Origin of the sequence: Actinospica durhamensis (assembly GCF_018139695.1) — a bacterium.
Taxonomy (GTDB): domain Bacteria; phylum Actinomycetota; class Actinomycetes; order Streptomycetales; family Catenulisporaceae; genus Actinospica; species Actinospica durhamensis.
Map to the genome: position 1 here is coordinate 1 of NZ_JAGSOG010000940.1, position 249 is coordinate 249.

Annotated in this window: 1 protein-coding gene; it reads left to right on the forward strand. The window is 65.5% G+C overall.

What is annotated here, in order from left to right:
• A partial coding sequence (locus tag KDL01_RS42865) for a transposase family protein (RefSeq protein ID WP_281415882.1) occupies positions 1 to 249 on the forward strand: 249 nt, incomplete at both ends.

A 249-nucleotide genomic window follows, 5' to 3' on the forward strand; every position in this document is an offset into this window, starting at 1 on the left:
TTCTCGACGGAAAGGTCATCGAGTGCGACCGGCTCTACGAGCCGACCGTCTCGAGGAAGGGCCGAGAAATCGACGCGTGGTACAGCGGGAAAACGCACGGCTTCGGCGGCAACATCCAAGCCCTGATGGACCCGCGCGGCGTTCCGAGATGGGTCTCGGACGTGCTGCCCGGACACGTCAACGATCTGGCCGCCGCCCGGGAACTGGTCCTGGCGATCCTCTGGCCCTACACCGAGGACATGCCCATCC